Origin of the sequence: Veillonella sp. ZSJB6, assembly GCF_051549505.1 — a bacterium.
In the GTDB taxonomy this organism is placed as follows: Bacteria; Bacillota; Negativicutes; order Veillonellales; family Veillonellaceae; genus Veillonella.
The window spans coordinates 1-241 of record NZ_JBPUGE010000161.1; the positions used below are offsets into that span (position 1 = coordinate 1).

Genomic DNA, 241 nt, shown 5'->3' on the forward strand with positions numbered 1-241 from the left:
CGACGATACGTTGCTCCGTCGGATACGTTCGTAACTTTTGGTGCGGTTAAATCAATCTCAAACTTATACATTGTCGTGTTGCCCGCCAAATCTTGGACAATTAGCTCATGTGACCCTTCCGCTTTGACGGTTGTACCACTGACGAACGTATTCCCGTTTAGTTTGGCACTTCCCTCGTTAAATGAAGGCGTGACATGCTGATTATAAATTTTTCCATTTTCTACACCTGATACGATTGGTG

At 44.0% G+C, this 241-nt stretch carries 1 protein-coding gene; it reads right to left on the reverse strand.

The window, feature by feature from the left end; all coding sequences use genetic code 11:
- The coding region (locus ACSV5T_RS10285) for a hypothetical protein (protein WP_438321082.1) at positions 1-241 on the reverse strand (241 nt) is incomplete at both ends.